The sequence below is a fragment of the Microvirga sp. M2 genome (assembly GCF_047497095.1).
Classification (GTDB): Bacteria; Pseudomonadota; Alphaproteobacteria; order Rhizobiales; family Beijerinckiaceae; genus Microvirga.
Genome location: NZ_CP134063.1, coordinates 1,350,954 through 1,376,587 on the forward strand (window position 1 = coordinate 1,350,954; position 25,634 = coordinate 1,376,587).

The 25,634-nt window shown below is 64.7% G+C and carries 29 protein-coding genes and 1 pseudogene; 16 read left to right on the forward strand and 14 right to left on the reverse strand.

The window, feature by feature from the left end; all coding sequences use genetic code 11:
• Positions 1-115: 115 nt before the first annotated feature.
• Positions 116-340 (forward strand): hypothetical protein, encoded by a 225-nt coding sequence (locus tag RE429_RS06450; RefSeq protein WP_370436542.1) that lies wholly within the window; start codon positions 116-118, stop codon positions 338-340.
• 120 nt (positions 341-460) lie between these two features.
• On the opposite strand, the gene RE429_RS06455 is transcribed toward RE429_RS06450, so the two are convergent.
• The 4 genes from RE429_RS06455 to RE429_RS06470 all read right to left on the reverse strand — a co-directional run bounded on the left by RE429_RS06455 (position 461) and on the right by RE429_RS06470 (position 3,533).
• Entirely contained in the window at positions 461-1,183 is a 723-nt protein-coding gene (locus RE429_RS06455) for a metallophosphoesterase family protein (RefSeq protein WP_414473506.1), read from the reverse strand.
• The gene (locus RE429_RS06460; RefSeq protein ID WP_414473507.1) at positions 1,176-1,991 is read right to left on the reverse strand and encodes a hypothetical protein; all 816 of its coding nucleotides are present in this window, start codon (positions 1,989-1,991) and stop codon (positions 1,176-1,178) included. Before RE429_RS06460 ends, RE429_RS06455 begins: the two co-directional genes overlap by 8 nt.
• Positions 1,992-2,072: 81 nt before the next feature.
• Positions 2,073-2,447, reverse strand: coding sequence for a hypothetical protein (locus RE429_RS06465; protein ID WP_414473508.1), 375 nt, complete (start codon positions 2,445-2,447; stop codon positions 2,073-2,075).
• A 279-nt stretch (positions 2,448-2,726) separates the two neighbouring features.
• Positions 2,727-3,533 (reverse strand): BON domain-containing protein, encoded by an 807-nt coding sequence (locus RE429_RS06470; RefSeq protein ID WP_414473509.1) that lies wholly within the window; start codon positions 3,531-3,533, stop codon positions 2,727-2,729.
• Positions 3,534-3,741: 208 nt separating this feature from the next.
• Here RE429_RS06470 and RE429_RS06475 point away from each other — a divergent pair, with 208 nt between their 5' ends.
• The 3 genes from RE429_RS06475 (at position 3,742) to infA (ending at position 4,780) form a co-directional block, all read left to right on the forward strand.
• Entirely contained in the window at positions 3,742-4,002 is a 261-nt protein-coding gene (locus RE429_RS06475) for a hypothetical protein (RefSeq protein WP_414473510.1), read from the forward strand.
• Between the two features lie 194 nt (positions 4,003-4,196).
• Positions 4,197-4,406 carry a cold-shock protein gene (locus RE429_RS06480; protein ID WP_047188264.1) on the forward strand — a complete coding sequence of 70 codons (210 nt, stop codon included), beginning with the start codon at positions 4,197-4,199 and terminating at the stop codon, positions 4,404-4,406.
• Between the two features lie 92 nt (positions 4,407-4,498).
• The gene (infA, locus tag RE429_RS06485) at positions 4,499-4,780 is read left to right on the forward strand and encodes a translation initiation factor IF-1 (RefSeq protein WP_027314981.1); all 282 of its coding nucleotides are present in this window, start codon (positions 4,499-4,501) and stop codon (positions 4,778-4,780) included.
• 169 nt (positions 4,781-4,949) lie between these two features.
• Here the strand turns inward: infA and RE429_RS06490 are convergent, their stop codons facing one another.
• Together RE429_RS06490 and RE429_RS06495 are read right to left on the reverse strand one after the other, a co-directional pair.
• Positions 4,950-5,498 carry a sigma-70 family RNA polymerase sigma factor gene (locus tag RE429_RS06490; protein ID WP_414473511.1) on the reverse strand — a complete coding sequence of 183 codons (549 nt, stop codon included), beginning with the start codon at positions 5,496-5,498 and terminating at the stop codon, positions 4,950-4,952.
• Entirely contained in the window at positions 5,495-5,698 is a 204-nt protein-coding gene (locus RE429_RS06495; RefSeq protein ID WP_414473512.1) for a NepR family anti-sigma factor, read from the reverse strand. Before RE429_RS06495 ends, RE429_RS06490 begins: the two co-directional genes overlap by 4 nt.
• 337 nt (positions 5,699-6,035) lie before the next feature.
• On the opposite strand from RE429_RS06495, the gene RE429_RS06500 reads away from it, so the two are divergent.
• From RE429_RS06500 to RE429_RS06510, 3 genes are all read left to right on the forward strand, one after another.
• Positions 6,036-6,194 (forward strand): DUF3309 family protein, encoded by a 159-nt coding sequence (locus RE429_RS06500; RefSeq protein WP_370436550.1) that lies wholly within the window; start codon positions 6,036-6,038, stop codon positions 6,192-6,194.
• Positions 6,195-6,526: 332 nt separating this feature from the next.
• A complete protein-coding gene (locus RE429_RS06505; RefSeq protein ID WP_414473513.1) occupies positions 6,527-6,763 on the forward strand; it encodes a helix-turn-helix domain-containing protein in 237 nt (78 codons plus the stop codon).
• A 185-nt stretch (positions 6,764-6,948) separates the two neighbouring features.
• Positions 6,949-7,761: a nickel-binding protein gene (locus RE429_RS06510; RefSeq protein ID WP_414473514.1), complete on the forward strand. Its 813-nt coding sequence runs from the start codon at positions 6,949-6,951 to the stop codon at positions 7,759-7,761.
• A 140-nt stretch (positions 7,762-7,901) separates the two neighbouring features.
• On the opposite strand, the gene uvrB is transcribed toward RE429_RS06510, so the two are convergent.
• From uvrB to RE429_RS06535, 5 genes are all read right to left on the reverse strand, one after another.
• Positions 7,902-10,607 carry an excinuclease ABC subunit UvrB gene (uvrB, locus tag RE429_RS06515; RefSeq protein ID WP_414473515.1) on the reverse strand — a complete coding sequence of 902 codons (2,706 nt, stop codon included), beginning with the start codon at positions 10,605-10,607 and terminating at the stop codon, positions 7,902-7,904.
• Positions 10,608-10,662: 55 nt separating this feature from the next.
• Positions 10,663-11,733 carry a DUF808 domain-containing protein gene (locus tag RE429_RS06520; RefSeq protein ID WP_414473516.1) on the reverse strand — a complete coding sequence of 357 codons (1,071 nt, stop codon included), beginning with the start codon at positions 11,731-11,733 and terminating at the stop codon, positions 10,663-10,665.
• Between the two features lie 219 nt (positions 11,734-11,952).
• Positions 11,953-12,765 (reverse strand): class I SAM-dependent methyltransferase, encoded by an 813-nt coding sequence (locus tag RE429_RS06525; protein WP_414473517.1) that lies wholly within the window; start codon positions 12,763-12,765, stop codon positions 11,953-11,955.
• A 149-nt stretch (positions 12,766-12,914) separates the two neighbouring features.
• Complete coding sequence (locus tag RE429_RS06530; protein ID WP_414473518.1) at positions 12,915-13,136, reverse strand: hypothetical protein; 222 nt, start codon at positions 13,134-13,136, stop codon at positions 12,915-12,917.
• A gap of 214 nt (positions 13,137-13,350) precedes the next feature.
• Positions 13,351-13,740, reverse strand: a complete 390-nt coding sequence (locus RE429_RS06535) for a DUF3775 domain-containing protein (RefSeq protein WP_414473519.1) — start codon at positions 13,738-13,740, stop codon at positions 13,351-13,353.
• A gap of 217 nt (positions 13,741-13,957) precedes the next feature.
• On the opposite strand from RE429_RS06535, the gene RE429_RS06540 reads away from it, so the two are divergent.
• On the forward strand, positions 13,958-14,299 hold the full coding sequence (locus tag RE429_RS06540; RefSeq protein ID WP_414473520.1) for a DMT family protein: 342 nt from the start codon (positions 13,958-13,960) through the stop codon (positions 14,297-14,299).
• 79 nt (positions 14,300-14,378) lie between these two features.
• Complete coding sequence (locus tag RE429_RS06545; RefSeq protein WP_414473521.1) at positions 14,379-14,699, forward strand: YnfA family protein; 321 nt, start codon at positions 14,379-14,381, stop codon at positions 14,697-14,699.
• A 70-nt stretch (positions 14,700-14,769) separates the two neighbouring features.
• Here the strand turns inward: RE429_RS06545 and RE429_RS06550 are convergent, their stop codons facing one another.
• The 3 genes from RE429_RS06550 to RE429_RS06560 all read right to left on the reverse strand — a co-directional run bounded on the left by RE429_RS06550 (position 14,770) and on the right by RE429_RS06560 (position 17,403).
• Positions 14,770-15,909, reverse strand: a complete 1,140-nt coding sequence (locus RE429_RS06550) for a PQQ-dependent sugar dehydrogenase (protein WP_414473522.1) — start codon at positions 15,907-15,909, stop codon at positions 14,770-14,772.
• Between the two features lie 100 nt (positions 15,910-16,009).
• Entirely contained in the window at positions 16,010-16,195 is a 186-nt protein-coding gene (locus RE429_RS06555) for a hypothetical protein (protein ID WP_414473523.1), read from the reverse strand.
• Positions 16,196-16,422: 227 nt separating this feature from the next.
• Entirely contained in the window at positions 16,423-17,403 is a 981-nt protein-coding gene (locus tag RE429_RS06560) for a Bug family tripartite tricarboxylate transporter substrate binding protein (RefSeq protein ID WP_414473524.1), read from the reverse strand.
• Positions 17,404-17,523: 120 nt separating this feature from the next.
• On the opposite strand from RE429_RS06560, the gene RE429_RS06565 reads away from it, so the two are divergent.
• The 7 genes and pseudogenes from RE429_RS06565 to RE429_RS06595 all read left to right on the forward strand — a co-directional run bounded on the left by RE429_RS06565 (position 17,524) and on the right by RE429_RS06595 (position 25,305).
• Complete coding sequence (locus RE429_RS06565) at positions 17,524-18,726, forward strand: pyridoxal phosphate-dependent aminotransferase (RefSeq protein ID WP_414473525.1); 1,203 nt, start codon at positions 17,524-17,526, stop codon at positions 18,724-18,726.
• Complete coding sequence (locus RE429_RS06570; RefSeq protein ID WP_414473526.1) at positions 18,726-19,019, forward strand: hypothetical protein; 294 nt, start codon at positions 18,726-18,728, stop codon at positions 19,017-19,019. The genes RE429_RS06565 and RE429_RS06570 overlap by 1 nt, the downstream gene beginning before the upstream one ends.
• 228 nt (positions 19,020-19,247) lie before the next feature.
• A complete protein-coding gene (locus tag RE429_RS06575; RefSeq protein ID WP_414473527.1) occupies positions 19,248-19,799 on the forward strand; it encodes a nuclear transport factor 2 family protein in 552 nt (183 codons plus the stop codon).
• A 40-nt stretch (positions 19,800-19,839) separates the two neighbouring features.
• Positions 19,840-20,313 carry a DUF992 domain-containing protein gene (locus tag RE429_RS06580; protein WP_414473528.1) on the forward strand — a complete coding sequence of 158 codons (474 nt, stop codon included), beginning with the start codon at positions 19,840-19,842 and terminating at the stop codon, positions 20,311-20,313.
• A gap of 80 nt (positions 20,314-20,393) precedes the next feature.
• Positions 20,394-21,151: pseudogene (locus RE429_RS06585) on the forward strand (IS5 family transposase).
• 253 nt (positions 21,152-21,404) lie between these two features.
• Entirely contained in the window at positions 21,405-23,444 is a 2,040-nt protein-coding gene (locus RE429_RS06590) for an elongation factor G (RefSeq protein ID WP_414473529.1), read from the forward strand.
• A 136-nt stretch (positions 23,445-23,580) separates the two neighbouring features.
• Positions 23,581-25,305, forward strand: coding sequence for an AMP-binding protein (locus RE429_RS06595; protein ID WP_414473530.1), 1,725 nt, complete (start codon positions 23,581-23,583; stop codon positions 25,303-25,305).
• The last annotated feature ends 329 nt before the right edge of the window (positions 25,306-25,634 follow it).

Here is a 25,634-nt window from a genome sequence, read left to right on the forward strand (position 1 = left end):
GGGACGGCGGTGGAACGGGTCAGAGGGGCGGGGGTTCCAAACGACCTTGCCGGTGGAACCCGATTTGTGCGGACCTGTTGACCTGATCACGGACACGTCAACGAGGAAGAGAAGAATGGCCAATCCAGGAATGCCGACGGACGAGCCGCTGCCGGGTGGAAACATTCCGAGCGACATGCCGCCGCCCGGAACGGATCCTGACGATCTGCCGGATACCGGCCCGACGGGTCCGCGCACGCCCTATCCCGTGAACGATCCCGGAATCACGGATCCGAAAGGGCCGGGCTCCGAGCCCGATTATCTGCCCGGCACTCCGACCGATCCGGGTCCGCGGCTCTAGAGCCTTTTCCATGAACCGAAGTTCATGGAAAAGGCTCCTGTTGTTTGAGAAAGACGCCTTTTCTTCGCAAAACCGGCATCCACTTTTGCGGAAAAGGCTCTAGCGCATCGTGCGAAAGGGTCAGATTTCCAGGATGGCGTAGGGCTTCCCGGTCGGCTTCTCGATGTGCTTGGCGACATTGTAGACGGGCTGTCCGCCCGGGGTGCGCCCCTCGAAGCGGCCGCGATGCGCGTGACCGTGTACGATGGCGCTGACCTTGAAGCGGTCGATGGTTTCCGCCAGGCGCGAGGAGCCGAGAAACGGATAGATCTCCAGCGGCTCTCCTTCGATCGTCTCGGGCACCGGCGCATAATGCAGGATCACCATGGACCGCTTGGCACGCACCTGACGCATCGCGTTTTCGAGCCGCAGCGTTTCGTTCATGGTCTCGCTGACGAACTGCTTGATGGCGGGCTCCCCGAAGGAGCCCAGCATGCGCCGCCCGAATCCGCCGGCGAAGCCTTTGACGCCGACGAAGCCGACGCCGTCGATCTCCACTGACTGCCCGTCGAGAAGCTTCATGCCCGCATCGCGCAGGATGTGGGTCACCTGTTCCGCCGCGCCGCACTCGTAATCGTGATTGCCGAGCACGCCGACGACGGGGATCGAGCAGGCCTTGAGATCCTGCGCGAGGATCTCGGCCTCCTTCGGCTTGCCGAGATCGGTCAGATCGCCCGTCAGGACGAGAACGTCCGCTTCTCTGGAGATTTCACCGAACAGATCGCGATAGGAGCCGCCGTTGTCCTCACGGACGTGAAGGTCGCCCATGGCGGCGACCTTCAGGGTCTTTTCAACATCACTCATTCCGCCATTCACCTTCGCCGCCCACATCGGCGAAGCCCCATTGCTTCACGTCGATCTCGTAATCGATCCGGGAGAACATCCGCCCGCGACACACCTTCATCTGCGGCGGCGGAAGTTCGAGCTGCTTGGACAGCCTGTCGAGCAGTTCGTCCATGACCCAGCGCGGGACCTTGTCGCGCTCGGACGGGTAGATCCAACGGAAGTTGAGCAGGTGCATGAGCAGCACCTCCCAGTGAACTTCCATGTAGGCCAGCAGGCGATGCCAGTCGATCTGGTCGTGCGCCTTGAGGATGGTGTGCGCCACGTCCGCGCCGTCATAGCGGTGGCGGAGCTGAATGAAGCCTTTCGACCAGATGAGCTCGGTCGGGCCGACGATGCGCACTGGCTGGCCGAACACCTCGATCTGTCGCGCATGCTCGAACCAGGGATCGCCGATCGGCATCGTGCCGTTGGACGAGGCGAAGATCACGTCGAAGAAGTATTGCCCCTTGAAGACCTTGCCGAGCCAGCGATCGTCCTCGATCTCGACGGAATAGCCCAAGGACTTGAAGTGCGACAGGACCCGGGTGTAGTCGCCGGCCTTGCAGAAGATATCGAGATCCTTCGTGGGGCGCGTGATGCCGGTATGGGCCGCGAGGGCATAGGTGCCGGCGAGCAGGAAGGGCAGGCCGAGCTGGTTCAGCTCCCGCAGGGCCTCGGCGTAGAAGGCCTCGGACTCCGGATGTTTGAGGGTCGGTTCCGCCTTCGCGTCCATGATGGGGACACTATAGGGCGGGTTGAGGGTGAGCTTGGGGTCGTGAGCTGCCATAGCCTTGTCCAAAGCGGAGCCGATGATGACCCGCGTTCGACAACCGTATGGCGATAATGAAGTTCCGCAGCCGCGCTCGGGTTAGTGGTCCCCGTGGGAGATGCGCACGTCCCTCGGGCTGTTGAGGATTTCCAGCAGACTCGTGGCGATGTGCCGGGCCTCGTCGTCCTTGAGGCGCAGCAGGAACGGGGGCATCAGGCCGGCCTGAAGGCCGACCACGGCCAGCCCATGCTCGTCGGTCCCGATATCGATGGTGGACGAGGTGACCTCGACCAGCTCCTCCGGCATCTCCTCCGTGTCCTCGCCGCTTTCGCCGATGGCGATGAGGAGCTGGCTGACGGCCTTGACCAGCGAGCGGGCCGCATGGGGATCCATGACCACGGCCGTCGATTGTTCGCCCTTCTGGAACGCGATCTGGATGTTGTCGCCTTCGAGCGTGACGGAGATACCTGCCATTGTCGTCCTCGTTCTTCCCGTCGCGTCGGGCATCGGACTGAAGAACGCGGAGCCCGCCTCCGGGACTCGTCCGATGTCCCTGTCTTCTGCATCGCGCATCGCCGGGTGCGAAAAAACCGGCCCCTTTCCACGCGATGCGCTAGGAGGTCGTGCGCATGCGGGAAAAGACAAGATCCTGGTACGACAGATGCGCTCGCGTCCCAAGAGGCGCAAGCGCATCCGCAGCGCGGCTCACGAGGTTTTCAGGGGAAAAGCCATCCCGCTGAAAAGCCTGTGAGGTCAGGTGCGGCTTTTGCGGCCGCCGATATCCTCCGTGGCGGCCGTCCTCATTTCGGGCCGTCCGACCGTCCCGGCGCCTGCGGCTGCGGCTCCGGAGAGCATGCTGCCGCCCATGCCCGCATCGGCATATTGCTGGACCCGCAGGTTGTTCTGCACATGGGTGACGCCCGAGACGGATTCGGCGATATCTTCCGCGTGGCGCTTCTCGAAGCGGCTGTTCACGGTGCCGCTCAAGGTAATCTCGCGGTTGGACACCGAGACTTCTATCTCGGAGGCGTCGACATGCGGATCGTCCGTGAGGCGGTCGTTGACGTCGTCGAGGATCCGCGCGTCGGAGCGCTGATAGCCTTTCGGGCCGCGGCCGCGATGTTGCCCGGCCTGGCGCATGTCCCGGTCGCGGCGGCGCTCGGCGCCCTCGTCGCCGAACCAGGAGCGCACCTCGTCTCCGGCCCTCTCGAAGAAACCCCGGTCCTCGTTGTAGTCGCGCGAGCCGCGCCCGAACGAGGCCGAGCCGTAGCGGTCGAGATCCGGTTCATAGGCGCCGGCGCGTGGATAACTCCGGTCGCGATCCCGGTCCCTGCCCGAGCGGAAGAGCGAAGAGGGGTCATAGTCCCGGTCCTCGCCGACGACGTCGCGCCAGTCGCGGGAGGAGCCGCCCGAGCCGTAGCCCGCGGAATCCCCGTAATCGCGCCTCGACGTCCTCTCGTAACTGGCGTCGCGGCTGCGGTCGTAACCTGAGCGTTCGTTGCCGAAGCCGTGGCGGGCGATGTAGCCGTCGTCGTCTTCGCGGTAGCGATCATTGGCCATGGGAGCGCTCCTTTCGTCGTCTCTCGCGGTTGTCTTGCGCCATTGTCTCGCGCCTTGCCGGGGTGGCCCACCCGGAGCGCGGCCTTGTTCCAACAACGTAAGGCCGCAAAAGCCGTTCCTCGGGACGCTTTTTCACAAGCCGCGCTCGAACGGGTTCGCGGCTATCGCATTGTCGGTCCGGTGAACCATCCTGACCCGGAGGTGCCCGATGGCAGAGCGGCCCGGTCTGAGCGACGACGCATTGGCGGTCTTTGCCTTCGCGGCCTATCATGAGCTGTCCAGCGGGCAGCCGGTCCGGAGCGTCGTCCGGCGCGACGGGGTCGGCCACAAGGCGAGCGATGCCGCCGTGTCCGAGCTGACGGGGCGGGGACTCGTCGAGGCGGATGACGGCGAGATCCGCTTCACGGAAGGGGGAGAACGGCTCCTCCGGGCCTTCGTTTCGGGCCTGCGCGAGGGCCGTACTACCTAACAAGGCTTAACGGTCTTGCCTTGCAATTGCCCCATCCTTCCCCTACTTATTGTCGCATCGACATTTGGCCGGACGACTGGGCTACTTCGCTTTGGCACTGCCGGGCGCACGTTCCTTCTCTCTACCAATATCGACTAACGGGCGATCTGGCCTCGGCCCTCGCCCACGTGCAAGCGACAGTGAAAGGAATTCCCATGGAACAGGGAACCGTGAAGTGGTACAATGAAACCAAGGGTTATGGTTTCATCCAGCCCGACAACGGCGGCAAGGACGTGTTCGTCCATGCGACGGCGCTCGAGCGCGCCGGCATGCGTGGTCTGCGCGAGGGTCAGAAGATCTCCTACGAGCTTCAGACGGATCAGCGCACCGGCCGCACCTCTGCAGTGAACCTGCAGAACGCGTAAGGTTTGATACTGGAGAGCGTGCCCGGCACGCTCTCTTGCTTATCGGCCGTTCCCCCTCAGGAGCGGCTTTTTTGTTATGGGGAAGGCTTTGCATGGCAAAGGAAGAACTGATCACCTTCGAAGGGCTTGTGACTGAAATTCTGCCGGATGCGCGCTATCGCGTGCAGTTGGACAATGGCCACGAGGTCATTGCCTACACGGCCGGCAAGATGAAGAAGAACCGCATCAAGACCTTGGCTGGCGACCGTGTCACCGTCGAGATGTCGCCCTACGATCTCGAGAAGGGCCGGCTCATCTTCCGCCACAAGGACTCGGGTGCATCGTCCGGACCGCGTCCGCCGCAGCGCGGCAATCCGCAGTTCCGGCGCCGGTAAGTCGGCTGCGCGTGCTCTCGGGCCGCGCAATTCAAGCCCGTCTCGTTGGATGAACGAAAGCCCGGGAGCGGTTCGCCGCTGCACCGGGCTTGTGTCGTTGGAGCATCGAACGCAGACGTGGATTCCACTTTTCATGTCCGATACTCTGGGAGGGAAGTCCCGATGGTGATCAGGCCATGGCGTGCATCACCGAGAGGGTCACCCGGTCGGGGCCGATATCCTCGTCCATGTCCTCGAAATGCATCAGTTCCGCGAGGCGGTTGCGTGCGCGGTTGACGCGGCTCTTGATGGTGCCGACCGCGCAGCCGCAGATTTCCGCGGCCTGCTCGTAGGAAAAGCCGGAGGCGCCGACCAGCAGAAGGGCCTCCCGCTGATCGTGCGGCAGGTGCGCCAGCGCCTTCTGCAGATCCTCGAAATCGAGATGGGGCATCTGGTCGGGCTGCACCGAGAGGGTGGCCGCGTACTTGCCGTCCGCGTCCTCCACCTCGCGCCGCCGCTTGCGGTATTCGGAGTGAAAGAGATTGCGCAGGATGGTGAAGAGCCACGCCTGCATGTTGGTGCCGGGCTGGAAGCGATCGATATTGGCAATCGCCCGCATCAGGGTCTCCTGCACCAGATCGTCCGCACGGTCCACGTTGTTCGTCAGAGAAATGGCGAAGGCGCGCAGGTTCGGCGTCGCCTTGAGCATGGAGTCGCGAAGATCGATGTCGATGCTCATGATTGCTGCTTCTCCGGCTTCCGCTCGTCCAAGCGATTGATGATCTCGATGAAGCGATCCGGAACCGGCTGCTCCCCGAGCGCCAGAGTTTCGTAGAACTGCCGCAGGCGCTGGCCGAGCTGGGCCTGGACCGAGCGGCTAAGGGCCGGCGAGGACGATTTTCTGAGGCCCGGAACAGGCTCTGGATCGTGCTGAGACATTTGCTTTGAAAACTTTTTGTGCATTGGGTCGACCTGATCCGCTCGAGGGGGCGACCTCCCGCAGGGGTCGCACTGACGGCGGCACCCGATCGCCATGGAAGTAACGCCAAGCCATCTTGATCGTTCCGCCCAATCGTCCCGCCCAGGCGCGGATTCCTGGGAAGACGTTCAATCTCGCAGCCAATGGCGCGGTCAACGACATCTTCTGGGAACCAAATCCGAATGGCCAAGTTCTCCTGCAACAGCTCAGTTTCGGCTGAGGGTTGCGGGCCCCACGGGGCCGTCCTCGCAGGAGGAAGCGCCTCCCTCGGTCGGGACCTTTCATGGAGGCACCATCATGGGCGTCAGCACTATCCTGCTCATCATCGTCATTCTTCTGCTCGTCGGCGCCGTGCCGGCCTGGCCCTACAGCCGCGGCTGGGGCTATGGCCCGAGCGGCCTGCTCGGCGTGATCCTTCTGATCCTCATCATCCTGCTGCTGATGGGGCGCCTATAGGCGGCTGCACGAGATAAGGTTGCGAAAAAGGCGGCTCAGGGCCGCCTTTTTCTTAATTTTATAAAGAATTACTTTGATGTATCCAGAGTTGTTCAGATTGTATATTAGTAAAATCGCTCGCAATTCAGGAAATATGGTGTCGGTATTCTGGAGAGCGCGTAATCTAAATTCCATCTTAACTTTCTCCTTGAGAAACTATTTGCAGATGCTAGGATTTCATTGAGCGACGTCAAAGTACGGTGTCGTTCTAATCCATCGATGTCGCCGAGATAATCGAGAAAATTCTCCCCGCCGCTTTCGGTAACCACGCGGCTGTCGGGGCAGAGCCGCCGATGCAGAAAACGATTCATACGCAGCAGCAACAGCGCCTATGCGAACTTCTCATTGAGGCTCGCCAGAAAGCCAATCTGACGCAGATCCAAGTTGTCGAGCGTCTCGGCAGGCCGCAATCTTTCGTTGCCAAGTGCGAGGGCGGTGAGCGTCGCCTCGACGTTATCGAGTTCCTCGCTGTGGCCGAGGCCCTTGGGGTTGAGCCCGGGTCCATCCTGGCCGCATTGGTGAGAGAATAGGGCACTTCGTGCGGAGTTGGCCGGTTTGGCTCCGCCTCGTGCGCCCCTCGCATGGCGGGATGCCGACTTACGAAGCCCTGCGTCGAGCGGCTGCCCGGATACGCGCGACAGGCAGCCTCTGCTCTTTACACCGTTCCGGCGCGCCGCCGAACGGTGTAAATTGCATGAGGGGGCCGGAGGACGCGATGCCCATATTCCTCGACCGGCATGACTTGAAAGGCCTGACGGCGGAGGATATCGCCGAAGCCCATCGGAAGGACCTGGGGGTGCAGGGGCAATACGGCGTGCGCTTCCTGACCTATTGGTTCGACGACACGCGCGGCACCGCCTTCTGCCTCATCGAGGCGCCCGATATCGGCACCGCGATGCGGGTTCACGACGAGGCCCATGGCCACATCGCCCGGGACGTCATCGAGGTGGACCTGTCCGCCGTCGAGGCCTTCCTGGGTCGCGTCGCCGATCCTCCTCCGGCCGAAGCCGTCGGCCGGGCGACGGTCGATCCGGCCATGCGCACCATCATGTTCACCGACATCGTCGATTCGACCGGGATGACCGCCCGGCTGGGGGACGTCAGGGCCGTCGAGATGGTCCGGGCCCATGACGCGCTCGTCCGCCGCGCGCTGCATCACGCCGGCGGGCGCGAGGTCAAGCATACGGGCGACGGCATCATGGCGTCCTTCGACGATGTCCTGGCCGGCGTGCAATGCGCCCGCGCCATTCAGCAGGCCTTCGACGCCTTCAACCTCGCGAGCCGCGAGAAGCTGCAGGTTCGGATCGGCCTCGACGCGGGCGAGCCCGTCGCCGACCACAACGATCTGTTCGGAGCCACCGTCCAGATGGCCGCGCGCCTGTGCCAATGCGCCGATCCCGACGGCATCGTCGTGTCCGAGACGGTATCGGGCCTCCTGTCGGGCCGGCTGCCTGTCGCCGCGCTCGGACCGCAGGCCCTGAAGGGATTCGCTCAGCCGGTGCCCGTCTTCGAGGTCGGGTGGCGCTAGAGCATCGGACCCAAAGGTGGAATCCACTTTTGGGTCCGATGCTCCCACTATAGAGCGGCGCATCGTTCTCGCGAAAAACCGGGTCCACTTTTTCGCACGATGCGCTGACGGGCCGAAGGGACGGTTCTACCGCCCCTTGCCTACCGCCCCTTGCGCCCCTTGTATTTCGGCTTCTGGCCCGCGAAGCCCTGGGTCGAGCGGGCCGTCGGACGCTCGCGGAAGTTCAGCGGGATCTCGCGATCGGTGCCCGGTCCCATCTCGTCGAGGCCGGGCTTGCGGATGCGGGTGCCCTCGTCCGACCGGCCCTTGCCGGTCGGGCCGTAGGACCCGGAATCCTCGTCCCCTTCGCTCGCGCCGTCCGCAGACGGCGGAAGGCCCTTCGGCGGCAGGTTGGCGCTGCGCCCGTATTTGCGCGAGCCCCCGTATCTGCCGGCATCTCTCTCCACGTCGGATTGGCGCGCCATCGGGTCGTCGCTGATCGCAAGTTCCGTGGCCTGGAGACGCTTGAGCTCGTCGCGCAACCGCGCGGCCTCCTCGAATTCCAGGTTCGCGGCGGCTTCGCGCATGCGCTTTTCCATATCGGCGATGACGGCCTTGAGGTTGTGGCCGACCGTCTTGTCGGCGAGGCCCGTATCGACCGAGACGCGGTCGCGCTCGTAGACGCTCTCCAGAATGTCCGCGATGTTCTTCTTCACCGATTGCGGCGTGATGCCGTGCTCGGCGTTGTAGGCGAGCTGCTTCTCGCGGCGGCGGTTGGTCTCCGCGATCGCGCGCTCCATCGAGCCCGTGATCTGGTCCGCATAGAGGATCGCCTTGCCTTCCACGTTACGGGCAGCGCGGCCGATGGTCTGCACGAGCGATGTCTCTGAGCGCAGGAAGCCCTCCTTGTCCGCATCGAGAATGGCCACCAGCGAGCATTCGGGAATGTCGAGGCCCTCGCGCAGCAGGTTGATGCCGATGAGCACGTCGAAGGCGCCGAGCCGCAGGTCGCGGATGATCTCGATGCGCTCCAGCGTGTCGATGTCCGAGTGCATGTAGCGCACGCGCACGCCGTTCTCGTGGAGATATTCCGTGAGGTCTTCCGCCATGCGCTTGGTGAGCGTCGTCACGAGCGTGCGATAGCCCTTCGCGGACAGCTCCTTCACCTCGTGCAGAAGATCGTCGACCTGGCTGCGCGCGGGGCGGATCTCCACCACGGGATCGACGAGACCCGTCGGGCGGATGACCTGCTCGACGAAGATGCCGCCGGTCTGCTCCATCTCCCATTTCCCGGGTGTCGCCGACACATGGACCGATTGCGGCCGCATGGCGTCCCATTCCTCGAAGCGCAAGGGGCGGTTGTCGAGGCACGAGGGCAGTCGGAAGCCGTATTCCGCGAGCGTCGCCTTGCGGCGGAAGTCGCCGCGATACATGCCGCCGATCTGCGGCACGGTCACGTGGCTTTCGTCCGTGAACACGAGGGCGTTGTCGGGAAGATATTCGAACAGGGTCGGTGGCGGCTCGCCGGGCTTGCGGCCGGTGAGATAGCGCGAATAGTTCTCGATGCCGTTGCACACGCCGGTCGCCTCGATCATCTCGAGGTCGAACTGCGTGCGCTGCTCGAGGCGCTGCGCTTCGAGCAGGCGGCCCATGCGGGCGAGTTCCTGCAGGCGGTGCTGCAGTTCGTCCTGGATGCCCTTCACGGCCTGCTGCAGGGTCGGGCGCGGCGTCACGTAGTGCGAATTCGCGTAGACCTTCACGAAGGAGAGGTCGTTGGTCTTCTTGCCGGTGAGCGGATCGAACTCGACGATGCTCTCGATCTCGTCGCCGAACAGGCCGATACGCCAGGCGCGGTCCTCCAAGTGGGCCGGGAAGAGCTCGATGACGTCGCCGCGCACCCGGAAGGTGCCGCGCGCGAAGTCGCTCTGGATGCGCTTGTACTGCAGGGCCACGAGATCCGCGATGAGCTGGCGCTGCTCGATGCGCTCGCCCACCTTCACGGAGAAGGTCATGGCCGTATAGGTCTCGACCGAGCCGATACCGTAGATGCACGAGACCGATGCGACGATGATCACGTCGTCGCGTTCGATCAGCGCACGGGTCGCCGAGTGGCGCATGCGGTCGATCTGCTCGTTGATGGAGGATTCCTTCTCGATGAAGGTGTCCGAGCGCGGCACATAGGCTTCGGGCTGGTAATAGTCGTAGTACGAGACGAAATATTCCACCGCGTTGTCGGGAAAGAACGACTTGAACTCGCCGTAGAGCTGCGCCGCCAGCGTCTTGTTGGGTGCGAGGATGAGGGCGGGGCGCTGCGTCTCCTCGATCACCTTGGCCATGGTGAAGGTCTTGCCCGAGCCGGTGACGCCGAGCAGCACCTGATCGCGCTCGCTGCGGCGCACGCCGTCGACCAGCTCGCGGATGGCCTGCGGCTGGTCTCCGGAGGGCGTGAAATCGGATTTGATCTTGAACGGAATGCCGCCTTCGGACTTCTCGGGGCGCGGCGGGCGGTGCGGCACCCAGGGCCTGCCGTCCCTGAAGCGCGGGTCGCCTTCCGTCAGCAGCCTCGTCAGCGCATCGACCGTGGCCGACACGCCGGAGCCCGGCGCGAGATCGCCGAGCTCGCTCGCGACATCGGGGCCGTCATCGGGCCCTTTGAGGCCGAGCTTCTTGGCGAGTGCCGGATCGACATCCGAGACATCGCCGTGGATGAAGGTTTCCTGCGCGCGCTCGGCGAAGCCCTCGGCCGCCTCCCGCTCCCGGTTGACCGCGGGATTGAGAAGATCGGCGAGATAGGGATCCAGCGGCTTCAGCTCGGGTTTGGATGCCTTCCCGGTGGAAAGCTTGGGCTTCTTGGGTGATTTGGCCATAGAACGAATATGGTACGAAACGGCAGGGATGGAAAGGTGCCCGTCCGCGCGTCGATCAGGCGGTGTGCTTCTGGGCCTTCCGGCCGGCTCCGCGCACGGCCCTCGTCAGCGGCACGGCCACGTAGTGGAGGAGGGGGATGAGGACGGCTCCAAGGGCAAGGCCGAACAGGCCGGATGCGGCGGCCGTGACGAGCCATTCCACGAAGCCGCCGAAGACCGGCGCGGCATGGGTCGCCCCGGCCTGGGCCGCCCCTCCTGCGACAGCGTGGATCGCATGGCTCAGCCAGGCGAAGCCGTAGCCTTCGAGGCCATGGAGGATGATGCCGCCGCCCACCCAGACCATCGCGGCGGTTCCCACGATGCCCAGCACGCGCAGCATCGACGGCATGGCGCGAACGAGGCCGCGCCCGAACCCGCGCGTGAGCGGGGCCAGGGCCCGGTCGGCCCCGTTCGGCGCCCCTTGCGCGCTACGCCCGATGAGACGGGAGATCGGACGATCGTTCCTCGCCAGGGCCAGGCCCACATCGTCCGCTTTCACGATCAGGGCGACGCCGCCATAGACCAGCGCGGTGATGCCGATGCCGACCACGGCAAGCACCAGCGCCTGCGTCCAGGACGAGGCTTCGGACACGGTTCCCAGGGTGATCGCCATGATCTCCGCCGAGAGGATGAAGTCGGTCTTGATGGCGCTGCTGACCTTCTCGTCCTCGACGCTACGGGTGCTTTGAGCCGCCTCGCCGACGGCGGCCTCATGGCGATGGGCGCCATGCGGGAACAGCGCTTCGAACACCTTCTCCGAGCCCTCGTAGCACAGATAGGCGCCGCCCATCATGAGCAGCGGCGTGATCGCCCAGGGTGCCGCGAAGCTGAGGAGCAATGCGGCAGGCAGCAGATAGATGAGCTTGTTCTTGAGCGAGCCCAGAGCGATCTTGCCGACGATCGGAAGCTCGCGCGAGGCCGCGAAGCCCACGACGTAGCGCGGCGTGACGGCGGCATCGTCGATCACGACGCCCGCGGCCTTCGCTCCCGCCTTGGCCGCCTGCGCCCCCACGTCGTCGAGCGACGCGGCGGCGACTTTGGCGAGGCCGGCGATGTCGTCCAGCAGGGCGATCAGGCCAATGCTCATGCGGGCTCCCGTCGAATGCAAACACGAAGGATCTGAAGTTCAAGAGGCGTTCCGGGCTTGTGCCCATACCCACAACGCCCGAGCTCGGAATTGGTGCGCGACGAGCGCATCGTGCGGACGCGGCCTTTCGGGTCCGCTCAAGCGATGCGCTGCTCACGTCTATGGTCTCGAGCATCGGACGCAAAACCGGCTCCCGCCTTTGCGTCCGATGCTCGAGCGTCAGCCTTTCGTGGCTTTCAGCGAGAAGGAAAGCGGGATCGGTACGGCGCCGTCGGGCAGGCGGAACATGCCCCGTCCCCCCGGCACCATCATGGGAAAGAGCCGATAGGGTAGGAGTTCGTGCTCGCGCAGGCGCTCCAGGCGCAGCCCCGCGTCGAGAAGTCCGCCGATGACGTCAGAGAGCGGGTGAATCCAGTTGTAGTCGACGACCTTCTCCGAATGCGAATCGCCCGTATAGGACTGGGATTCCGTAAAGACGTCGGGCTTGTCCGCGGGGGTCCGCCAGCCATAGACCGGCTCGATGCGCCCGTCGCGCTGGTCCAGAACCTGCGCGGACGGATGGGAATCGAGGAAGTAGAACGTGCCGCCCGGTTGAAGCATGTCGGCGACGACCTTCGCCCAGCGCTTCACATCGGGCAGCCAGCAGATCGTGCCCCAGCTCGAGAAGATCAGGTCGAAACGGCCGTCGAGCGCGCTCCGGGCATCGTAGATGTCGGCCTCGACGAAGGCGGCGGGCACGTTCGCCCTCGCGGCGAGGTCGCGCGCGCCGGCGATGGCGACGGGCGAGAAATCGAGGCCGGTCACGATGGCCCCGCGGCGGGCAAGCGAGAGCGTATCCAGGCCGAAATGGCATTGCAGGTGCAAAAGGCGCTTGCCCTTCACGTCTCCGATTTCCGAAGCCGCGATAGGATCGAGCGTGTCCTTCCCGTCAACGAAGCCTTCGACGTCGTAGAAGCCGGTGGCATCCTGGATATGCAGGGCCGCGCGTCTGTTCCAGTTCGAAAGGTTGGCTTGGGACCAGGGGGCCGTCATGAGCCTTCTCGCGATTGCCGCGTTTCGCCTCGTCGGTGATTAGGGCAATCTCGGCCGGCTGTAAATCGATGCACGACGAGGAGCCGCCGTCGGCATGCGAGGGAGATGTGTGCGGGAGAGGTTTGGGGGCCGAGATCTGGGGCAAAAGGTCAGGCGGAGAAGGCCGTCGGGCCTTTCAGATACGCCTCGACGCGATCGGCCGAGGTCTGCGCGTCGGCTCTGTCGTCGGGCCGGGGCGCGGGAGCAAACGGGCCATAAACCTTGAAATTCGGCGCGGCCTGATGGGCGTGATCGGTCGTTCCGTGGATGTCCTGCAGAGCTTCGTTCCGCAGGTCCACGTCGGAGATTTCTTCCGGATTGCGCGGAGACATGGCGTCCTCCTTCGGCAAGCCGCGAGAGAGTTCACCCATTCCATGTCGCAAATAGGGCATCGTCGCAGTGCAGCAAACGCTCCGATCCCGGCCGGCATGGCTTGAGGCGATGTCGCGTCGCGGCCGCCATTCCCGCAGCCTGCCGCGTAGCGGCGCTCTCGTCATTCACATGAGATAGACTGCACATGAGATAGGTTTCGCTCGTATCCGCATATTACGTGCAGCTGCGGCCCATGAGGCTGAGGCCCTCGTCCAGGAGGTCGGCCAGGTTCGGAATGCCGATGAGCCAATCGGCCGTCGAGAGCGAGCTCGCCTCCTCGCGCTCGCGGGCGAGGCGCACCGCGTCGCCCCATTCCTCGGGCTCCATGTCGCCGCGGCCGATATAGACAAGGGCGATCAGATCCGCACGCTCATCGTCGTTGAGCCCGGCGATCACGTCGCGAAGCTCGGTTTCCGTGGCGTCGTCCGGCGAGGAGGTGAGGGCGTCGACGGAGCCGTCGTCAATGGGGTTCGACCCGGAGGCGGGATCGGTCTGCCCCTCCTTCACGTCAATGGCCCTGGCCCGGAGAATGAGTTCGCAGACCTTGTCGAGCGCGATATCCATCGAAATCCTCTTGAAGCAGTCTTGACTGAATTCGGTGACAGGAAAACCCCTGAGACGGCTTTCGGTTCGGGTGCCGTCAAGCTTTCCGTCACAGGGCCTTTGCGGGACAACCGCGGTCCGGGCCGCTTGACACCGTCCGCGAGAGGAATACGGCAGAGGACGCCTTCCTCTCGCCTCTCCCCATCTCTCCCTCTTCGTGCCCTCCATAAATCCTCAGATGAATCCTCAGATCGCACCCATCTTCATGCTGATCGCCTCGAACGTCTTCATGACCTTCGCCTGGTACGGTCACCTGAAATTCAAAGCATCGCCGCTCTGGATCGCGGTCTTCGCCTCCTGGGGCATCGCCTTCGTCGAATACTGGTTCGCGGTTCCGGCCAATCGCATTGGCTCGGCGGTCTATTCGGCGGCCGAACTGAAGACGATGCAGGAGGTCATCACGCTGATCGTCTTCGCGGGCTTTTCCGTGCTCTATCTGAAGGAGCCCCTGGGCTGGAACCATCTCATCGGCTTCGTGCTGATCGCGTCCGGCGCGGCCTTCATCTTCCAGGGCCGCTGATGGCCAGGACCTGGATGGCGAGGACCTGGATGGCGAGGACCTGGATGGCGAGGACCCGGATTAACGGAGCCCTGCGGCCATGACGATCCTCGTCTATGCGGCTGCCGCCCTGGCGGAGATCGCGGGATGCTTCGCCTTCTGGGTGTGGCTGCGCCTTCACGGTTCGCCGCTGTGGCTGCTGCCGGGCGTCGGATCGCTGGCGCTTTTTGCCTATCTGCTCACCTTCGCCCCGAGCGATGCCGCCGGGCGGGCCTATGCGGCTTATGGCGGCGTCTACATCATCGCGTCGATCCTGTGGCTCTGGATCGTCGAGGGCACGCGGCCCGACCGGTGGGACATGGCGGGCGGCGCGATCTGCCTTGCGGGCGCGGCCCTCATCCTGTTCGGGCCGAGGGCCTAGAGCATCGGACCCAAAGGTGGATTTTCACTTTTGGGATTGAATCCGATGCTCCCTTCTTGGGAGAGCGCGCTCACGTTGCGGGCCTCATGCGCAGGATGCGCCCCTTCGGCGAATCCGTCAGGAGATAGATCAGGCCGTCGGGACCCTGGCGCACGTCGCGGATCCGTTCGCCGAGACCCTGCAGCATGCGCTCCTCGCCGGTCACCCGGTCGCCGTCGATTTCCAGGCGCGACACGAGCTTGCCCGCGAGGGCGCCCACCAGGATGCTGCCGCGCCAGGCCGGAAACTTGTCGCCGGTGTAGAAGGTCATGCCGGATGGGGCGATGGACGGGTCCCAGTAATAGACCGGCTGCTCCATTCCCGGCTTCCTGGTGCCTTCGCCGATTGCCTGGCCGGAATAATGCACGCCGTAGGAGATGACGGGCCAGCCGTAGTTCCTGCCCTTGCGCGGAATGTTGACCTCGTCGCCCCCGCGCGCCCCGTGCTCGGCGGTCCAGAGCTCGCCCGTCGCCGGGTGAAGGGCGGCCGCCTGGACGTTGCGGTGGCCATAGGACCAGATCTCCGGGCGCGCATCCTCGCGGTTGAGGAAGGGGTTGCCGGACGCCGCGCCGCCGGCGGGCTTGATGCGGACGATCTTGCCGAGGTGATTGCCGAGGTTCTGGGCCTGGTCGCGCAGGTCGTTCCGTTCGCCCAGTGTCACGAAGAGATTGCCGTCCCGGTCGAAGACCAGGCGCGAGCCGAAATGCTGGGTGCCCTTGTAGGACGGCTCCTGCCGGAAAACGACCTGGACGTCCTCCAGGGCCGTGCCATCGTCGCTCAGGCGTCCCCGCGCCACGCTCGTGCCGTTCTGGCCGTCGCCCCGATCCTCGGAAAAACTCAGATAGACCACCCTGTTCCGGGCGAAATCCGGATCGAGCGCCACGTCCAGAAGGCCGCCCTGGCCGCCGGCGGAGACGCCGGGGAGGCCCCGGATCGGCTCGGAGAGCGTTCCGTCCGTATTGACGATGCGCAGCCGTCCGGGCCTCTCGGTGACCAGCATGCGCTCATCGGGAAGGAAGACGAGGCTCCAGGGATTCTGAAGGTTCCGGGCAAGCGTTTCGACGATCACCTCGACCTTGTCCGTCCGGAGGCGCTGCGTGTCCTGGGCCAGGGCGGCCGGGGCCGCGGCGAGGAACATGGCGCAGGCAAGGGCGAGGCGAAGTTTAGGCATACAGGCTCTCCGTCAATACAGGGCGGAAGAGCTAACCTTCTGGCACGGGGCGTCAACCTCGCTCCCGTTCACTCGCGTGTTACCTTGGGGAATACGCGTCTTACCTTGGGGTATAGAGGTGGACGGCGCCCTTGGTCTGGCCGGACAGGGTTTGCGTGGTCGCCAGAACCGATACGGTCGCGAGCCCCATCAGCATGATCAGGGCCAGCGAGCAGCGGGTTTGCTGGCGCAGATCCATCCGGTGAGCCCGGGAGGCGACGTGATTTCTTGGTCGGACTGTCTTCATTGGCATTTCCCCATGAAGGACGCTGTGGCTTGTAGAAAAAACCCTTTCCTTACAGGAAGGTTCCGCCGTGTTTTGGAGTCTTGCTTTGAGACAACTTGCCAAGTGACGAAATTAACTATTCATTAACCAATATTAACGTGCGGTAACGTCGTGAAAGCAGGTGTGTGACGAGTAAAAACGGCCGGACTCTCGCCCGGCCGTCACGTGAAAACCACACGGATCGAAGGCTATTCCGCGTTGATGCGGGCTGCCTTGATGATCTCGGCCCAGGTCTGGATCTCCTTGTCCAGATAGGGTTTGAAGGTCTCCGGGTCGCGCACGTTCAAAGTAAAGCCGAGCTTCGTGATGCGCTCCTTCACGTCGGGCTTGTTGAGGATCGCGATGATCGTTCCCGAGAGCTTGTCGAGAATCGGCTTGGGCGTGTTCACGGGCGCGAAGAAGGCGGCCCAGGATTCCGCGTCGGCATCGGTGATGCCCTGTTCGCGCAGGGTCGGCACGTCGGGCGCGAGAGGGTTGCGCTGCGGGCTCGCAAGGCCGATGGCGCGCATCTGGCCGCCCTCGAACTGCGCCAGCACGCTCGGGAGGGTCGAGTTCGAAACGTCGATGCGCCCGGCCATGAGCTCGGTCACCAGGGGGGCCGCGCCGCGGAAGGGGACGTGCGTCATCTTGATGCCCGTGCGGGTCATGAAGAGCTCGGTCGCCAGATGCGAGCCGGAGCCCACGCCCGTGGAGCCGTAATTGAGTTTGCCCGGATCCTTCTTGGCAAGCCCGACCAGCTCGGGAATCGACTTCACCGGCAGGTCGTTCTTCACCACGAAGACGTGCTCGAAGGCGCCTGCCCCCGCGAGGGGAGCGAAATCCTTCACCGCATCGTAGCCGGGGTCCTTCAGGAGGAACATGTTGTTCCCGTGGGTCTGGTTGTTGCCGAACACGATCGTGTAGCCGTCCGGCTCGGCCCGGGCGACGGCGCGGGTGCCGATGGCGCCGGAGGCGCCCGCCACGTTCTCGACGATCGTGTTCTGCCCGAGGTCCTTGCCCATTTCCTCAGCGACGATGCGGGCGATCACGTCGGTCGGGCCGCCCGCCGGATAGGGCACGATCATCTTGATCACGCGGCTGGGATAGGTCTCCGCGAGCGCGGCCTGGGAGAGCAGGGCGGCTCCTGCGAAAAGGCCGAAGGCCATGCGGCGGGTAAGGGAAGGCATCATGAAAGAGCGGCTCCTGAAAATCCCCGGCTGGGGGCTGTTTCGCTTGCTTGGACAGCTTGGGCGGATTAGGGTCCGCCCCCGTCACGTTCCCTTCCTTAACGCCCCCACCGGAGGTTTCCCATGGGCTTTTTGTCTGACGCCCTCTCGCGCATCAAGCCGTCTGCCACGATCGTCATCACGCAGAAAGCGCGAGATCTCAAAGCCCAGGGTCGGGACGTGATCAGCCTTTCGGTCGGCGAGCCGGATTTCGACACGCCCGACAACATCAAGGAAGCGGCCATCGCGGCCATCCGCCGCGGCGAGACCAAGTACACCCCCGTGCCCGGCATCGTGCCGCTGCGCGAGGCCATCGCCCGCAAGTTCAAGCGCGAGAACGGCCTCGACTACAAGCCCTCGCAGACCATCGTGTCCACCGGCGGCAAGCACGTGATCTACAATGCGCTGCTCGCCACCCTGAACCCGGGCGACGAGGTCATCGTCCCGGCTCCGTACTGGGTTTCGTACCCCGAGATGGTGGTGCTCTGCGGCGGCAAGCCCGTCTTCGTGGATTGCACGATGGAGCATAACTTCAAGCTCCAGCCGGAGCCGCTCGAGCGCGCCATCACGCCGAAGACCAAGTGGATCATCCTCAATTCGCCGTCGAACCCGACCGGCGCGGCCTATTCCCGCGACGAGATGAAGGCGATCACCGACGTGCTGATGCGCCATCCGCACGTGTGGGTGCTCACCGACGACATGTACGAGCACCTCACCTACGGCGATTTCGAGTTCGTGACGCCGGCCCAGGTCGAGCCGGGCCTCTATGACCGCACGCTGACCATGAACGGCGTGTCCAAGGCCTATGCCATGACCGGCTGGCGCATCGGCTACGCCGCGGGCCCCGAGCATCTCATCAAGGCCATGGATTTCGTGCAGGGCCAGCAGACCTCCGGCACGAGCGCCATCTCGCAATGGGCCGCCGTCGAGGCGCTCGACGGGCCGCAGGACCACCTGAAGGTCTTCAAGAAGGCCTTCGAGGAGCGCCGCGATCTCGTGGTCTCCATGCTGAATCAGTCGAAGTACCTGAAGTGCCCGATGCCGGAAGGGGCGTTCTACGTCTATCCGTCCTGCGCCGAGGCCATCGGCAAGACCGCGCCGTCGGGCAAGCTGATCGAGACCGACGAGGACTTCGTCTCCGAGCTGCTGGAGGCGGAGGGCGTGGCGGCCGTCCATGGCTCGTCCTTCGGCCTGGGTCCCAACTTCCGCATCTCCTACGCCACGTCCAACGCGGCGCTGGAAGATGCCTGCAACCGCATCCAGCGGTTCTGCGGCTCGCTTCGCTGATGGATCTGCCTCGGACATTCCATCCGGATCCCGAGGCCGAGCCCTACCGGCCCGACCCGGCCTCCGCCTGTCGCGTGAAGTTCGACGCCCGCGTCGACTTCACCAACGGAGGCTATGTCGAGGCACGGGACTTTCTCCTCGACATCGAGGGGAGCGACATCGCCCCTGAGCGCCTGGCCGAGATGATCGTCTCGGCCATGAATCTTCTCCGGGCGGGGCCCGTGACGATCTTCGCCATGCGGGTGGTCCGCCGCGGCGAGCACCAGGATTTCGGTCCGGCGGCTCCGCTTTGAGCGAAATTCGCCCGCCGGAACCATCCCGTTTGCAGATCTCATGACGGCGTGATCGCCATAAGAGTGCGGTCCGGGCCCTTTTCGCCAGCGCATCGTGCGAAAAAGCGGCCCCGGTTTTTCGCGGGAACGATGCGCTCTCTCCAAGAAGTCGCCAAGAAGAGAGCATCGGATGCAATCCCAAAAGTGGCATCCACTTTTGGGTCCGATACTCCAGGCCGGGTGGGGCGCATGCTGGCTTCTCTCCAGTCCAGGGAGGGGTGCGCCATGGGAGCCGATGATCCCAGAGACGATGTCCAGGCCATCGAGGCCGTCATCGCCCGTCAGTTCGCGAGCTTGAGCTGGACCTCCGGAACACGGGCCGATTGGGCGGGATTTGCGGCCGATTTCCTGCCCGAGGCCACGCTCTATCCGGCAGCGCGCCCAGCCCGGCCGCAGACGGTCGAAACGTTCATCGAACGGATGAAGGGCCTTGCGGGCACGAAGCTGCATGCCTTCGAGGAGGCCGTGCTGGGGGCCGAGATCCGCGTCTTCGGGAACGTGGCGGTCGCGGTGGCGGCCTGCGAGATGACCGAAAACGGCGCGGAGATCCATCGCGGTATCGAAATGATGCTCCTCGTCAAGGATGCCGGGGAGTGGCGGATCGTGTCCCAGGCCTGGGACAAGGAAAGCCCGACGGATCCCATTCCCGAACGATGGCTGAAATGTCGGGCGGCAGGACATGAACCGGATTCGCCCCCCTCGGCCGGGGAGCGCATTGCGCCGGAACGGGGCTTGCGCTGACCCGTTGATCGCCAGGCTTCACCAAGCTCAGGAGTTCACCATGCTTCGCGCGGCTTTCCTCCTCACGCTCCTTGCCGTCGCATCGTCCGCCGGCCTTTCCCACGCGCAGGCGCAAGCCCAGACCCGGGCCGGCGTCCTGACCTGCAATGTCTCGGGCAATGTGGGGCTCATCCTCACGACCCAGAAATCCACCGCCTGTGTCTTCAATTCCCAGCGCGGCCCCAACGAGCATTATCTCGGCGTGATCCGCCGCTTCGGCCTGGACGTCGGCGCAACGAACGGCGGGATCCTGACCTGGGCCGTCTTCTCCAGCGGCGACGTGTCGCCCGGATCGCTCGCCGGGACCTATGCGGGGCCTTCGGCCGAGGCAACGGTCGGCGCCGGCCTCGGGGCCAATGTTCTCGTCGGCGGGTCAGGCGCGTCCATCGTCCTGCAGCCGCTCTCGGTCAGCGGCCAGACAGGGCTGAACTTTGCTCTCGGCGTGAGCGATTTCGAGCTGCGCGAGCTGCGCTAGGGCCAATCCACATTCAGGATTCACACGAGCGAAGAAAGCTGACTCACTGGGTTGCAGGTGGTTTGATTCGGAGCCGGACGATGGGTGTGAAGCGATACGAACTGAGCGAAGCCCAGTGGCGGCGCATCGCCCCCCTGCTGCCGGGCAAGGTGGGCGACCCCGGCCGCAGCGGGGCGGATAACCGCCTGTTCGTCAACGGCGTCTTGTGGGTGCTGCGCTCTGGAGCATTCTGGCAGCATCTGCCCGAGCGCTACGGCAAATGGAAGAGCGTCCACGCCCGCTTTACCCGCTGGACCAAGGCCGGGGTCTGGGAGCAGGTGTTTGCCGAGCTGATCAAGGATCGCGACAATCACTATCTCATGCTCGACACCACCCTGGTGCGCGTCCATCAGCAGGCCGCCGCCGGAAAAGGGGGGCCGCCACTCAGGCGCTGGGGCGTTCCCGCGGGGGTCTGACCACCAAGATCCACATGATCTGTGACGGCCTCGGCCGACCGCTGCGCTTCCTGCTGAGCGCCGGCCAGCGCCACGACTGCCTCGGCGCCAAGGCGCTGCTCGACGGCTTCCAGGCCCGGTCCGTCCTGGCCGATCGGGCCTATGACACCAACGAGCTGCGCCAGACCATCGCGGCGATGGGCGCCGAGGCGGTCATTCCCTCAAGCCGATCGCGCAAGCAGCCGATTGCCCATGACGCCACCGCCTACAAACTGCGCAATCGGATCGAACGCTGCTTCAACAAGCTCAAGCACTGCCGACGCTTTGCAACCCGGTACGACCGGCGCGCCTGCCACTTCCTCGCCTTCATCCACCTCGCCGCCATCATGCTCTGGCTGTGCTGAATGTGGATTCGTCCTAGCGCATCGTGCGAAACAGTGGACCCGGTTTTTCGCGAGAACGATGCGCTCTTTCCAACAAGGGAGCATCGAGCCCAAGCTTTCGAGCGGCGCCGGGAGGGCCGGGCGCAAGCTCGGCCGTTCCTCCCGTCTCAAGACGTCTTCTTAAAAAGTCTCTTGCCAACTCCTCCCGAGAGGCAGAGCATCCCGTTAACGCGACGGCCAAGAGCGCGCTGACGGGGGCAGGGAGGAGACTACCATGGCACCCAACGGCAGAGGTCCCATGGGCCCGCGATGCATCGCCATCGTCGGCCCGTTCCAGAGCGGCAAGACCACGCTCCTCGAAGCGATCCTGGAGCGCACCGGCGCGATCTCGCGCGCAGGCCGTGTGACCAATGGCGACAGCGTCGGCGATGCGAGCGCGGAGGCGCGGGCTCACGGCATGAGCATCGAGCCCAATGTGGCCACCGTCGAATTCCTCGGCGAGACGATGACCTTCGTCGATTGCCCCGGCTCCACGGAATTCCTGCACGAAATGCGCAACGTGACCCCCGTCTGCGACGCGGCGGTCGTCGTGTGCGAGTCGGACGAGCGCAAGATTCCCGCGCTTGAAATCATCCTGCGGGAGCTTGAGGAGGCGGACATTCCGCGCTTCCTCTTCATCAACAAGATCGACGTGGCGACGCAGCGCGTGCGCGAGACGTTGAGCCTCCTGCAGCAGGCCTCGCGAACGCCGCTGCTTCTGCGCCAGATTCCGCTCTGGAAGGATGGCATCGCCGTCGGGTTCATCGATCTCGCCCTGGAGCGCGCCTTCATCTATCGCGAGCATGCGCCCAGCGAGATCGTCGAGATGCCGGACGGCGAGAGCCTGCGCGAGCGCGAGGCGCGCTTCGCCATGCTCGAGCGGCTCGCCGATTACGACGACGACCTGATGGAGGAGCTGATCTCCGAGATCGAGCCGCCGCGCGACCGCATCTTCGACGATCTCTCCAAGGAACTGCGCGATCGGCACGTGGTGCCCGTGCTCATCGGATCCGCCGAGCGTGGAAACGGCGTCACACGGCTTCTCAAGGCCCTGCGTCACGAAGCCCCGGCCTTGGGCGAGACCCGCGCCCGTCTCGGGATCCCGGAAGAGGGCGCGCCGCTCGCTCATGTGATGAAAACCCTGCATATGGGGCAGGGGGGCAAGCTCTCCGTGGCCCGCGTGATGCGCGGCACGTTCCGCGAAGGCGACATGGTGGTGGGCTCGCGCGGAGCGGAAAGCCGTGTCGGCAGCCTGCTGACGATGGTCGGCGGCGCCACGGCGCGCCGCAGCGAGGCGATCGCCGGCGATGCGGTCGGCTTCGGGCGCCTGGAGGGCATCGCCACGGGCGACAGCTTCGCATCGGGCAAGACCCGCCCCGACACCATCGTGTCGCCGGCCCCGCCCGAGCCCGTCTATGCGGTGGCTCTCAAGGTGCGCGACCGGAAGGACGACGTCCGCCTGTCGAGCGCGCTCGCCAAGATCACGGAGGAGGATCCGTCCCTGGTGGTCGAGAGCCGTCCCGATATGGGGGAGATCCGGCTGCTCGGGCAGGGCGAGATGCATCTGCGTGTCGCGGTGGAAAAGCTCGCTTCGCGCTTCCAGGTCGGGGTCGACATCAGCAAGCCGCGGGTCGCCTATTGCGAGACGATCCGCCTGCACGCATCGGCCCGCGGGCGCCATCGGAAGCAGACCGGAGGCCATGGCCAGTACGGCGACGTGATGATCGAGATCACGCCGCTGCCGCGCGGCGGCGGCTTCGCCTTCGAGGACCGGATCACAGGCGGCGTCGTTCCGCGCCAGTACATTCCGTCCGTGGAAACCGGGGTTCGCGATGCCCTCAAGAGCGGCCCTCTGGGGTTCCCGGTGGTCGACCTTGCGGTGAGCCTCACGGACGGCTCCTATCACACGGTGGATTCCTCGGACGCGGCTTTCCAGGCGGCGGCGCGGATTGCCCTTGCGGAGGCCCTTCCGAAAGGCAAGCCGGTGCTGCTGGAGCCCATCCTGTCGGTCGAGGTCACCATTCCGACCGAAGCCCTGTCCAAGGCCACGAGCCTCGTGACCGCCCGCCGCGGGCAGATCCTCGGCTATGACGGGCGACCGGGATGGTCCGGCTGGGAGGTGCTGAACGCCACCATTCCGGAATCGGAAATCGGAGACCTGATCGTCGAACTGCGCTCCGTCACGGCCGGCGTCGGCACCTTCTCGACCCGCTTCGACCACATGGCCGAGCTCAGCGGCAAGACGGCCGATATCGTCCTGCAAAAGGTTCACTGAGCCTGGATCGATGGGCGCCGCCGCCCGCGCCGCGCGGAGACGCCCATCGACAAACCCCTTCTTCCGCACCAATCTAAGCTTTACCGGAGACGTCATCTCCTCGGAAGCGAACTCGCCCGGAGCGGGAGGAAAAAGAATGAACGCCACGACCCAACCGGCCGCATCTCCGGATCCGGCCGGGCATCCCTCGGACAGGCCCTGGCTCAGATCCTATCCGTCGAACGTGCCTCAGACCATCGACGATGCGAGCATCGGCACCCTCAACGACATGCTCCTCCAGGCGATCGCGGACTATCCGAACCGGCCCGCCGCCGAGAGTTTCGGGACGCGCATGACCTATGCGGAACTCGGCCGAAGCGTCGATGCCGTGGCGTCCTGGCTGCAGCGGCAGGGTTTGAGAAAAGGAGATCGCGTCGCCATCATGCTGCCGAACGTGATGGCTTATCCGGCGATCATCTATGGCGTTTTGTCGGCGGGCGGCACGGTGGTGAACGTCAACCCGCTCTATACGCCGCGCGAGCTGACCCATCAGCTGCAGGATTCCGGAGCGCGCTTCCTCTTCGTTCTCGAGAATTTCGGCGCCACGGTGGAGGAGGCTCTGCCTGCTCTCAAGCTCGATCGCGCGGTCGTCGTGAAGCCGGGCGACCTCCTGGGCGCCAAGGGCGCCATCGTCAATCTCGTGTCCCGCTACGTGAAGAAGGCGGTGAAGCCATTCCGTCTGCCGGGATCCGTGCCCTTCGGGACGGTGCTGAGCGAGGGAGCGCGCAGGAAGCCCGACCCCGTCGCCGTCACGCGCGACGATATCGCGTTCCTGCAATATACGGGAGGAACGACCGGCATCTCGAAAGGGGCTGTCCTGCTCCACCGCAACGTGGTCGCGAACGTGCTGCAATGCGAGGCGTGGATGCGTCCGTTCTTCGGCGAGCGCGCGGACCATGTGATGGTCACCGCGCTGCCGCTCTACCACATTTTCGGCCTCACGGTGTGTTCGCTTCTGATGACGAGGATCGGCGGCTGCCAGCTCCTCATCGCCAATCCGCGCGATATCGCCGGATTCGTGAAAACGCTCCAGAAGAGCAAGATCACGCTCATGTCCGGCGTGAACACGCTCTACAATGCGCTCGCGCATGCGCCGGGCATCGAGAAGGTCGATTTCTCGCAGCTCGTGTTCGCGGTTGCGGGCGGAATGGCCACGCAGGAGACGGTCGCGAAGAAGTGGAAGGCGGTTTCCGGCCAGCCCATCGTCGAAGGATACGGGCTGTCGGAGACCTCGCCCGTCGTCTGCGCCAATCGCCTCGATATCGAGGAATTCACCGGAACCATCGGCTATCCGCTTCCCTCGACCGATGTGAGCGTGCGCGCGAGCGACGGGACCGTGCTGCCCTTCGGCGAGCGCGGCGAGCTGTGCGTGAAGGGGCCGCAGGTGATGGCCGGCTACTGGCAACGGCCCGATGAAACCGCGCGGGTGACGACGCAGGACGGCTATTTCCGCACCGGCGACGTGGCCATGATCCTCCCCGACGGGCAGGTGAAGATCGTGGACCGGATGAAGGACATGATCCTCGTCTCCGGCTTCAACGTCTATCCGAACGAGGTCGAGGATGTGCTTGTCAAGCATCCCGGCGTCATGGAGGCGGCGGTCATCGGATTGCCCGACGAGCAGGCGGGGGAAATCGTCGTCGCCTATGTCGTGCGCAAGGACCAGAGCCTCGGTCCCGACGAGCTGCGCCGCTTCTGCCGGGAAAATCTCACGGGCTACAAGGTGCCGCGCCGGATCGAGTTCCGCGAGTCGCTGCCGAAGACCAATGTCGGCAAGGTGCTGCGCCGCGTCCTGAAGGACGAAGTCGCATCGTCTTCCTGAAAAGATGGCGATGGCTGAAAAGAAAAAAGCCGGGCCAAAGGCCCGGCATAAGTAGAGGTCCGACAATTCAGTCAAAACCTTCCAGAGGGAACGGCCGACACGGCAGCGCCGGGAGGAAGAAAGCGGTGCCGTGTTGAAATCAGCCGCTGCTCATATCGGCCGCATTCGACTTATTTGCAATGCAACATGCCTCATAAAAGGGCTGCATTGGCTGCATAGCTTAGACGAAAGACTGACGTAAAACTGCCACGCCCCCTTCCGCGAAGAGGGATTCGTCCGATGGACGGGCGTTCGGGAGAGGTGAGAAGTGTCCTTCACCGGGGCCTCCC

Excerpts from the sequence above, each read along its gene's own strand:
- RE429_RS06560 (WP_414473524.1), bottom strand. The coding sequence starts at position 17,403 with ATGATGCCTTCCCTTACCCGCCGCATGGCCTTCGGCCTTTTCGCAGGA.
- RE429_RS06495 (WP_414473512.1), bottom strand. The coding sequence starts at position 5,698 with ATGTCTCAGCACGATCCAGAGCCTGTTCCGGGCCTCAGAAAATCGTCC.
- RE429_RS06450 (WP_370436542.1), top strand. The coding sequence starts at position 116 with ATGGCCAATCCAGGAATGCCGACGGACGAGCCGCTGCCGGGTGGAAAC.
- RE429_RS06535 (WP_414473519.1), bottom strand. The coding sequence starts at position 13,740 with ATGGATATCGCGCTCGACAAGGTCTGCGAACTCATTCTCCGGGCCAGG.
- RE429_RS06570 (WP_414473526.1), top strand. The coding sequence starts at position 18,726 with ATGGATCTGCCTCGGACATTCCATCCGGATCCCGAGGCCGAGCCCTAC.
- RE429_RS06505 (WP_414473513.1), top strand. The coding sequence starts at position 6,527 with ATGCAGAAAACGATTCATACGCAGCAGCAACAGCGCCTATGCGAACTT.
- RE429_RS06460 (WP_414473507.1), bottom strand. The coding sequence starts at position 1,991 with ATGGCAGCTCACGACCCCAAGCTCACCCTCAACCCGCCCTATAGTGTC.
- RE429_RS06530 (WP_414473518.1), bottom strand. The coding sequence starts at position 13,136 with ATGTCTCCGCGCAATCCGGAAGAAATCTCCGACGTGGACCTGCGGAAC.
- RE429_RS06475 (WP_414473510.1), top strand. The coding sequence starts at position 3,742 with ATGGCAGAGCGGCCCGGTCTGAGCGACGACGCATTGGCGGTCTTTGCC.
- RE429_RS06540 (WP_414473520.1), top strand. The coding sequence starts at position 13,958 with ATGAATCCTCAGATCGCACCCATCTTCATGCTGATCGCCTCGAACGTC.
- RE429_RS06525 (WP_414473517.1), bottom strand. The coding sequence starts at position 12,765 with ATGACGGCCCCCTGGTCCCAAGCCAACCTTTCGAACTGGAACAGACGC.
- RE429_RS06520 (WP_414473516.1), bottom strand. The coding sequence starts at position 11,733 with ATGAGCATTGGCCTGATCGCCCTGCTGGACGACATCGCCGGCCTCGCC.
- RE429_RS06470 (WP_414473509.1), bottom strand. The coding sequence starts at position 3,533 with ATGGCCAATGATCGCTACCGCGAAGACGACGACGGCTACATCGCCCGC.
- RE429_RS06550 (WP_414473522.1), bottom strand. The coding sequence starts at position 15,909 with ATGCCTAAACTTCGCCTCGCCCTTGCCTGCGCCATGTTCCTCGCCGCG.
- RE429_RS06465 (WP_414473508.1), bottom strand. The coding sequence starts at position 2,447 with ATGGCAGGTATCTCCGTCACGCTCGAAGGCGACAACATCCAGATCGCG.
- RE429_RS06490 (WP_414473511.1), bottom strand. The coding sequence starts at position 5,498 with ATGAGCATCGACATCGATCTTCGCGACTCCATGCTCAAGGCGACGCCG.
- RE429_RS06555 (WP_414473523.1), bottom strand. The coding sequence starts at position 16,195 with ATGAAGACAGTCCGACCAAGAAATCACGTCGCCTCCCGGGCTCACCGG.
- RE429_RS06590 (WP_414473529.1), top strand. The coding sequence starts at position 21,405 with ATGGCACCCAACGGCAGAGGTCCCATGGGCCCGCGATGCATCGCCATC.
- RE429_RS06565 (WP_414473525.1), top strand. The coding sequence starts at position 17,524 with ATGGGCTTTTTGTCTGACGCCCTCTCGCGCATCAAGCCGTCTGCCACG.
- RE429_RS06545 (WP_414473521.1), top strand. The coding sequence starts at position 14,379 with ATGACGATCCTCGTCTATGCGGCTGCCGCCCTGGCGGAGATCGCGGGA.
- RE429_RS06575 (WP_414473527.1), top strand. The coding sequence starts at position 19,248 with ATGCTGGCTTCTCTCCAGTCCAGGGAGGGGTGCGCCATGGGAGCCGAT.
- uvrB (WP_414473515.1), bottom strand. The coding sequence starts at position 10,607 with ATGGCCAAATCACCCAAGAAGCCCAAGCTTTCCACCGGGAAGGCATCC.
- RE429_RS06500 (WP_370436550.1), top strand. The coding sequence starts at position 6,036 with ATGGGCGTCAGCACTATCCTGCTCATCATCGTCATTCTTCTGCTCGTC.
- RE429_RS06510 (WP_414473514.1), top strand. The coding sequence starts at position 6,949 with ATGCCCATATTCCTCGACCGGCATGACTTGAAAGGCCTGACGGCGGAG.
- RE429_RS06480 (WP_047188264.1), top strand. The coding sequence starts at position 4,197 with ATGGAACAGGGAACCGTGAAGTGGTACAATGAAACCAAGGGTTATGGT.
- RE429_RS06580 (WP_414473528.1), top strand. The coding sequence starts at position 19,840 with ATGCTTCGCGCGGCTTTCCTCCTCACGCTCCTTGCCGTCGCATCGTCC.
- RE429_RS06455 (WP_414473506.1), bottom strand. The coding sequence starts at position 1,183 with ATGAGTGATGTTGAAAAGACCCTGAAGGTCGCCGCCATGGGCGACCTT.
- infA (WP_027314981.1), top strand. The coding sequence starts at position 4,499 with ATGGCAAAGGAAGAACTGATCACCTTCGAAGGGCTTGTGACTGAAATT.
- RE429_RS06595 (WP_414473530.1), top strand. The coding sequence starts at position 23,581 with ATGAACGCCACGACCCAACCGGCCGCATCTCCGGATCCGGCCGGGCAT.